The 353-nt window shown below is 37.4% G+C and carries 1 protein-coding gene; it reads left to right on the top strand.

The features are described from left to right. Positions 1-13: 13 nt before the first annotated feature. On the top strand, positions 14-353 hold a 340-nt coding region (locus EJ063_RS22010), incomplete at its 3' end, for a hypothetical protein (protein WP_208640404.1).

Here is a 353-nt window from a genome sequence, read left to right as displayed (position 1 = left end):
GAAGTTTCATAAGATGATTCGTCAAAATGACCAAAAGGCTCGGGAATTCATCCTTGAATTACAGAAACAAGCTGCCAAGTGTAATTTCGGTGATCAACTTCATGTGCAACTGAGAGATCGATTAATTGCAGGAATTAACATACCGAGTTTGGAAAGAGAGCTGTTAAAAATGCCAAACTGTTCCTTTCAAGATGCTAGGACTGCGTGTATTAACTACGAAGCAGTGAATGAACTTGACATCCAGTCGATGAAGATTTTTGTTAATTTGCTTAGTCGTCATGATCAACTACAATGTCAGGGTCAATCAAATTTGCGTTCATTTAACAGTGATTCCTATTCTCGTGTAAATATGA

Source organism: Vibrio aquaticus, assembly GCF_003970385.1.
In the GTDB taxonomy this organism is placed as follows: Bacteria; Pseudomonadota; Gammaproteobacteria; order Enterobacterales; family Vibrionaceae; genus Vibrio; species Vibrio aquaticus.
The sequence above is the reverse complement of the archived record's forward strand: the minus strand, read 5'-3'. Positions and strand labels throughout refer to the sequence as shown.